At 68.1% G+C, this 6,789-nt stretch carries 8 protein-coding genes and 1 pseudogene; 5 read left to right on the top strand and 4 right to left on the bottom strand.

Annotated elements, in window-relative coordinates:
* Positions 1-721: 721 nt before the first annotated feature.
* Entirely contained in the window at positions 722-1,471 is a 750-nt protein-coding gene (locus VR44_RS11570) for an SDR family oxidoreductase (RefSeq protein WP_045947353.1), read from the bottom strand.
* A gap of 155 nt (positions 1,472-1,626) precedes the next feature.
* Positions 1,627-2,506 (bottom strand): annotated as a pseudogene (locus VR44_RS11565) (AraC family transcriptional regulator).
* A 144-nt stretch (positions 2,507-2,650) separates the two neighbouring features.
* On the opposite strand from VR44_RS11565, the gene VR44_RS11560 reads away from it, so the two are divergent.
* The 3 genes from VR44_RS11560 (at position 2,651) to VR44_RS11550 (ending at position 4,824) form a co-directional block, all read left to right on the top strand.
* A complete protein-coding gene (locus VR44_RS11560; RefSeq protein WP_045947352.1) occupies positions 2,651-2,968 on the top strand; it encodes a putative quinol monooxygenase in 318 nt (105 codons plus the stop codon).
* 103 nt (positions 2,969-3,071) lie between these two features.
* The gene (locus VR44_RS11555) at positions 3,072-4,040 is read left to right on the top strand and encodes an alpha/beta hydrolase (RefSeq protein ID WP_045947351.1); all 969 of its coding nucleotides are present in this window, start codon (positions 3,072-3,074) and stop codon (positions 4,038-4,040) included.
* 178 nt (positions 4,041-4,218) lie between these two features.
* The gene (locus VR44_RS11550; protein ID WP_052713559.1) at positions 4,219-4,824 is read left to right on the top strand and encodes a hypothetical protein; all 606 of its coding nucleotides are present in this window, start codon (positions 4,219-4,221) and stop codon (positions 4,822-4,824) included.
* Positions 4,825-4,857: 33 nt separating this feature from the next.
* Here the strand turns inward: VR44_RS11550 and VR44_RS11545 are convergent, their stop codons facing one another.
* Positions 4,858-5,103 carry a hypothetical protein gene (locus VR44_RS11545; RefSeq protein ID WP_045947349.1) on the bottom strand — a complete coding sequence of 82 codons (246 nt, stop codon included), beginning with the start codon at positions 5,101-5,103 and terminating at the stop codon, positions 4,858-4,860.
* Between the two features lie 314 nt (positions 5,104-5,417).
* Between VR44_RS11545 and VR44_RS42490 the strand changes: the two genes are divergently transcribed.
* The gene (locus tag VR44_RS42490) at positions 5,418-5,759 is read left to right on the top strand and encodes an SDR family oxidoreductase (RefSeq protein ID WP_245691706.1); all 342 of its coding nucleotides are present in this window, start codon (positions 5,418-5,420) and stop codon (positions 5,757-5,759) included.
* Between the two features lie 67 nt (positions 5,760-5,826).
* Positions 5,827-6,477, top strand: a complete 651-nt coding sequence (locus VR44_RS11535; protein ID WP_045947348.1) for a muconolactone Delta-isomerase family protein — start codon at positions 5,827-5,829, stop codon at positions 6,475-6,477.
* 70 nt (positions 6,478-6,547) lie between these two features.
* Here VR44_RS11535 and VR44_RS11530 read toward each other — a convergent pair.
* Positions 6,548-6,789: hypothetical protein (locus VR44_RS11530; RefSeq protein ID WP_045947347.1), on the bottom strand; the 242-nt coding region annotated here is incomplete at its 5' end.

The raw sequence follows: 6,789 nt of genomic DNA, 5'->3' as shown, positions 1-6,789 counted from the left end.
GAGTAACAGATCGGGCATCGGCTCGGACGACGGCCCGGCATGATGGAGGAATGCCCGGTGAAGTCCCTGGGGGAAGCGGCCAGCGCCGGGGAGCGACGAGAGGTGGTTCGCGCGCTTCGCCGCCATCCCCAGCGAGCCACCGCCACCAGAACTGCGCCCCACCAGCCCGCCAACCGCCTCCTTCCCATCGCCTGGATGAGCGCGCCCGAGTGACTTCAATCTCGGTGCGGGAATAGGTCACGCTCGCCGCCTTCGCCGCACTCCGAGTCGGTCAGCCGACGGCCTCGGGCGCGGTAACCGCCCGACGGCGCGGTGTGGATTGGGCGCAGGGATGACGGTCCACGCCTCGCACGCAGCGTCCAGCCCTGCACAGTGATCAGCTTCGGGATGCGAGCAGCGACCTGCCCCTGGCCTGGCCAGGGGCAGTTGCGTGCTGCGGGTAACGGGCAGGAGGGCCGCCGGTTTGGTACCTCCTGCCCCGAGCCCCCGAGGTCGAGCCCCGCTGTCTTCGGCCGCTCCTCGACGAACGATGCTCAGGATCATGGTGCGGGTGGCGCCGTGGCGGTAATGCAGTCGGCCGGCCTCCGGAGCGCGGTTGATGGCCGGACCGACTGCGGTCGGCCCCTTATCAGGGTGGGCGCCCGATGGCGAGCCGACCCGATGCGTGGGCGCGGGGCCGGCTCCTGGTGATCAGTGCGTCGTGACCTCGCCTGCTGGCTGATCACTTCGCCTGGGAGAGCGAGACCGCGTCGGGGCCGGCGGGGAATCGCAGCTGGCCGGTGGTGTCGTGCACGGCTCGCCACACTGTCTCGGCGACGTCGCTCTCCTTGGTGAACAGGTCCTGGCTCGTGAAGTCGCCCATGGCCTTCTTCGCCCATGATGCGTAGGGCGCCGGGACCAGCTCGTCCAGCGAGGCGCCCTTCGTCGCGTTGGCTGCGAAGTTCGTCGTCAGGCAGGCGCCCGGCTCGACCGTCTTGGCCTGCACACCGAAGGGCGCGAGCTCAAGCGCGAGGGATGCGGTGAACCCCTCGATGGCCATCTTGCTTGCCTTGTAGACGGCCGAGAGCGGCATGTGGCCCAGGACCACGCTGGAGGTCACGTTCACCACCACGCCGGAGCCGCGCTCGCGGAACTGGGGCAGCACCGCCTGCGTCGTCGCCATCACGCCGAACGTGTTGGTTTCGAAGACTTCCCGCACTCGGGCCATGGGGGTGCCCTCGAACACGCTGATCGACGGGACGCCCGCGTTGTTGACCAGGACGTCGATGGACCCGGCTGCCTCGAACGCGGCGGTGATGCTCTGGGGCTTGGTCACGTCGAGCTCGACGACGCGGAGCCGGTCCGACTCGGGCAGGACGCCGGCACGCGGCGTCCGCATCGTGGCGATGACGTTCCACCCCTGCGAGTGGAAGTACAGAGCGGTCTCCCGTCCGTATCCGGATGACGCACCAGTGATCAGAACTGTCTTCATGCGGTGATCCTTGCGATGTAGTGGGATCCGCGGATGGATAGGCATTTTCCTGCCCCGCGGAAGAAGGGGTGATCCCATTGAATCGCTCTGACCTGCTGGAACAGTAGAACTATCGTCGCTTCATCTTGCACGATCCTCCCTCATGGTCTGGCCGCTCAAGGGAGGGCGCCTGCAGTGCTTCGTAGGCGGGCCGCGTCCCGGCTCGGGGGTGCGCCGAACTGGCGGCGGTACTCGCGGCTGAACTGCGACGGGTTGTCGTAACCGACGCGTTGGCCGACCCCGGTGACGTCGCCCGGGTGGGTGGCGAGCAGCAGCCGGGCCTCCTGGAGCCGGATCTGTTTCTGGAACTGGATGGGACTCATCGCGGTCACCGCCTGGAAGTTGCGGTAGAACGCGGAGACGCTCATCCCCGACAGCCGTGCCACGTCCTCGACCCGGAAGGACTCGGCGTAGTGCTCGCGGATCCAGCGCACGGCCCGGGCGACATGGCTGAGGCCGCTGTCGGCGAGGCCGAGCTGGCGCACCGTCGCGCCCTGCTCGCCGGTGATCAGGCGCCACAGGATCTCGCGTTTGACCAGCGGGGCCAGTACGGCGCGGTCGCCGGGCTCGTCGAGCAGGCGCAGCAGCCGGACCACCGCGTCGAGCAACGCGGGCGGGGCGTCACTGACGGCGATCCCCGACGGAGTGCCTCCGGCGGGGCGGGGGATGTCGCCGGGACCGGCCTGCAACAGCAGTTCGGCGACGGCGGACGGTTCCAGCGTGAGGCCGAAGCCGAGGGCCGGCTGCTCCGGGTCGGCCTGGGTGAACTGTCCGGTGACGGGCAGGTCGACGGATGCGACCAGGTACTGCCCGGCGCCGTACGCGTAGACCCGGTCGCCCAGCGCGAGGCGTTTGGCGCCCTGTGCGATGACTGCGAGCACCGTGCCGGACATCGAGGGCGCCGGCGGATCCGGCCATGAGGACGCCGTCGATGGCGGTGGACCAGTCGGGCCGGGCATGCCGGGCCAGCAGGGTGCGGAGCTCTTCGAGGTGCATGCGCCCATTGCAGCACTGTTCTGTGCTGCAATTCCCGTACTCGAGAGGATCGTGCAAGTACCAGCGAGCATCGTTCTAACGTTTCCGCAGGTCACGGCGATTGAATGGAATCACCGCACTCCATCAACGCAGAAGTAGGCCTCCATGATTGCCACGTACGGCTTCAACGCCACGCTGACCGCCAGGCCCGGAATGGGCGACCGGCTCGTCGACCTGCTGCTGACCGGCCTGCAGGAGGGCAACCCCGGCGCGAGCGAGTACTGCGTGGTCTACCTGGTCTCCCGTTGCACGTCCGCCCCCGACGTCGTCCACGTCACCGAGGGCTGGACCAGCGAGGAGGACCACCACCGGATCTTCGCCGGCGAGGCCGCCCAGGCCATCGTGGCGCAGGTCGGCGGACTGCTGGCCAAGGAGTCCGAGTACACCGATTACGTGCCGGTCTGCGGCAAGGCCGCCTTCTGACCCGCCGAACACCCCACACCCCAGCCCCTGCCGCCGCGGTGCCCGCCGAGGCGACCCCCGTCTTCGCCCGATCGTCCGCCACCACCCATGAAAGGCAACGACCATGACCACAGCACGCCCCTCCCTCGACCCCGAACTGCATGAACTCCTGGCCGGCATGCCGCTGATGTCCCAGCTCAGCCCGGAAGTGCTGGCGCAGGTACGCCCCTTCTCCTCGATGCCCGTCGCCCCCCTCCTGGAAGGTCGCGCTGTCAACCGGCGCGAGGTCACCGCTGCGAGTTCGGACGGCACCCCGATCCCCTTGTCCGTTTTCAGCCCCGCGAACACCGATCGCGCCACCGCCGCACCCTGCGTCTACTGGATGCACGGCGGCGGGATGGTGATGGGCGACCGCTTCTCACAGATTGACATCCCGCTGGAGTGGCTCGACGAGTTCGGCGCCGTCGTGGTCTCCGTCGACTACCGGCTCGCGCCCGAGTCCACCGGTATCGTCCCGGTCGACGACTGCTACCGGGGACTGCTCTGGATCGCCGAACACTCCGAAGAACTGGGCATCGACCCCGCCCGGATCATCGTCGCAGGCGCCAGCGCGGGCGGCGGCCTCGCCGCCGGCGTCACCCTGCTGGCCCGCGACCTCGGCACCCCGCCCATCGCCGCCCAAGTCCTGATCGGCCCCATGCTCGACCACCGCAACGCCACCGCCTCCAGCCTCCAGTACTCGAACGGGCCCGGCGTCTGGACTCGCGAGATGAACGGATTCGGATGGCACTGCCTCCTCGGCGACCTCACCGACGACGAGGTACCCGCATACGTCTCACCCTCCCTGGCCGACGACCTCGCGGGCCTGCCGACCACCTACATCGACACCGGCTCCGCCGAAGTCTTCCGCGACGAGGACACCGACTACGCCACCCGCATCTGGGCGGCAGGCGGCCAGGCCGAACTCCACGTTTGGGCAGGCGGCTTCCACGGATTCGACGCCCTGTACCCGCAGGCACACATCTCGGCCACGGCCCGCCGAACCCGCACTGACTGGCTCGCCCGACTCCTGCCCACGAACCCCGCCGCATAGGGGAAGTCGACGAGTTCCGGTCGTACGCTTCAGCCTTGACCAAGACCTCGGCCTCTGCTGTCTCCGGACGCGAGCAGGCTGGTGACCTCGGCGATCGCCTCCGCCGAGGGTCCGCCAGGACGGCCTGCCCAGCCTCCACACCCTCGCCGCTCGCATCGACCGAGACCGGGACAACGAGGTGGACCACCAGAACACCATCTATGAAGCCACCGTGCCAGTGGCGCTGTACTTCGCAGCCATCCTCAACCATCCGGCCACCGAAGTGGGCGAACTCGACCACGACGCTGACGTGCCGTCACGCCACCCCACCCGTGAGTTGCTCCTGAACTGGCTCGGCGGCACCGCCCACGACGCCGATGACGAGCGCGTCGCCATGGGCAAGTGTCATTTCGGCGTAGGCTTCCTCGAAGCATGCCCGGACACGCGCGCCTTTCGTAACCTGCGCCCGGCTATCTACTTCGCAGTTCAGCCGTTCCTCGGCCATGGCAATGCGAAAGTACGCCACGCGGCGCTCGTCGCGGCCATCCCCCTCACAGAGGACCCCAGACTCGCTACACACCGGGCCGAGCTGGTCGAACACGCCTGCTACCTGCTGACCACCAGCACCAACCGCTACCACCGCGACCGCGCCCTGGATGCGCTCAAAGCCTGGGGTCACGACACCGGTGACCTGGAAAATGCGAACGACATCGCATCCCGTGAATTGCAGGCGCGCTTGGCCGACCTTGAATACTGGTCGGCAAACAACGGGACGGGCGGCGGCACCGAAGACCCGCCGTTCTGACACGGGGACTCGGGACTCGCAGCGCCCTGCTCGTCAGCTGTCACTCAGCGTGGTGCCACCATAAAAATTGGGCCAGAACCCGCTCTCGTGAACAGAGCCAGCCACGAACGCTCCGGGGGGCCGACCCGTGTCCATCACCATCCGGTCCTCGGACCCCAGCAGGTCCATGACGTCGGCGGCCTGGTCGCAGGTCTGCGGGAGGCGCTCCACCAGTTCCTTGAGCGCCTGCACCGTCGCGGACAACTCCGGCGCCGAGAGCTGCACGTCGAGGAACACCATCCACCGCTCCTCACTTCCGTGACCAGAACCGCCACTCTCCGGAGCAGCCAGCCCCGCCGTCCCCCGAACGCCCCACGGGCGGCCCGGCACAAGGCACCCGGTCCTCGACGACGAGACGCCGGCGTCCAGCAACCAGCCCAGTATCCGGAAATTGTTCGGGCGGCGCCGGAGTCGGTCGGGACGTAACGTATTGGGGAACCGGCCGGAGACACCGGACGATCGGCCCTGACCAGTCGGCTTGCTCCGCAGTTTGGATAACGACATGAGCTCGACGAAGAAGGTTGTTATCGTCACCGGCGCGTCCCAAGGCATTGGTGCAGGTGTCGTCGAGGCATATCGCAAACAAGGATCCGCACTCGTCGGAGTCTCGCGGGTCCATCCCGGCGTCGGAGGATCCGGGCGTCCTCGATGTCTCCGGCGACCTGTCGCAGCCGGGTACCGGCGCAAAGATCGTTGACCAGGCGATGGCTCGCTTCGGCCGGATCGACACGCTGGTAAACAACGCCGGCGTGTACATCGAGAAGCCGTTCACCGACTACACCGACGCCGACTACGACCTGGTGGCCGGCGTCAATCTTCGCGGCTTCTATCTCAGCGTCGAATTCCCCTTCACCGACCGGCCACCACTGCCGGTGTTCCTCGCCGTGCTCGCCTGAGCGCACAAGTCGGCTGACCCATAACGACAGGCAACTGATCGGTACCGACCTCCCAAGGAAACGTTCCATGGAATACCTCGTGACGATGACCACCCGAGTTCCCGAAGGAACTTCAGAGACCGAGGTTGACGAAATCCGGGCCCGCGAGGCCGCGCACACCCGCGAGCTCGCAGCTCAGGGGCGGGTCCTGCGCCTGTGGCGTCCACCTCTGGGGCCGGGAGAGTGGCGCACGATCGGGCTGTTCGCGGCGGACGGACCTGATGATCTCGAACGGACGCTGGCATCCATGCCCCTGCGGATTTGGCGAACAGATGAGCCCATCCCACTCGGCGCGCACGCCAACGACCCCGGGAGCGGCACCGTGCCGCTAGCGGCGGACGAAGGGGAATACCTGGTCACGTTCAACGTCGCCGTACCGGAAGGCACGGACTCGCAGGCCGTCGAAGAGGTGGAATCAGGTGAGGCCCGACGCGCGCAGGAGTTGGCCGCCGAAGGCCGCCTCGTCCGCCTTTGGACACTGCCAGGACATGGCCGCAACCTCAGTCTCTGGCAAGCGCCAGCAGCCGACGTGCTCCACAGGGCCTTGGACTCGCTGCCGATGACGGCGGCCGACTGGCTGACTTCGGAGACCGTGCCTCTCACCAGGCACCCCAGCGACCCCGCCACCGTCAAGCGCGACGAGCCCACGCCGGGCGCTGCCGGTACGCCCACGATGTGATGGTGGCGTCGAAAAGGGTGTTGCAGAAGGCTCGGTTTGGGCAGGCCGAAGTGGTGTCTGATCTGCTGTTTCACCGTGCGAGGACGTCGGCGTCTTCGTCGGTGGACCAGCCGGACAACCTGCCCTCGCCGGCCGGGTGGTCGGCCAGGACCAGGTGCGGGTCACCGAGGCGGAACCGGTGCGCAGCGCCCACGGGCCCGGTCAGCGTCAGGTAGGCGGCCGCGGGGCCGGTGGGTACTTCGATCTTGTGGTGGGCCAGGAGCCAGGCCACCACCGGGCCGCTGTCGAACTGCGGATGCACCTCCGCTCCGG

Source organism: Streptomyces katrae, assembly GCF_000966975.1.
Lineage (GTDB): Bacteria > Actinomycetota > Actinomycetes > Streptomycetales > Streptomycetaceae > Streptomyces > Streptomyces katrae.
The sequence above is the reverse complement of the archived record's forward strand: the minus strand, read 5'-3'. Positions and strand labels throughout refer to the sequence as shown.

Excerpts from the sequence above, each read along its gene's own strand:
- VR44_RS11545 (WP_045947349.1), bottom strand. The coding sequence starts at position 5,103 with ATGGTGTTCCTCGACGTGCAGCTCTCGGCGCCGGAGTTGTCCGCGACG.
- VR44_RS11570 (WP_045947353.1), bottom strand. The coding sequence starts at position 1,471 with ATGAAGACAGTTCTGATCACTGGTGCGTCATCCGGATACGGACGGGAG.
- VR44_RS11555 (WP_045947351.1), top strand. The coding sequence starts at position 3,072 with ATGACCACAGCACGCCCCTCCCTCGACCCCGAACTGCATGAACTCCTG.
- VR44_RS11535 (WP_045947348.1), top strand. The coding sequence starts at position 5,827 with ATGGAATACCTCGTGACGATGACCACCCGAGTTCCCGAAGGAACTTCA.
- VR44_RS11560 (WP_045947352.1), top strand. The coding sequence starts at position 2,651 with ATGATTGCCACGTACGGCTTCAACGCCACGCTGACCGCCAGGCCCGGA.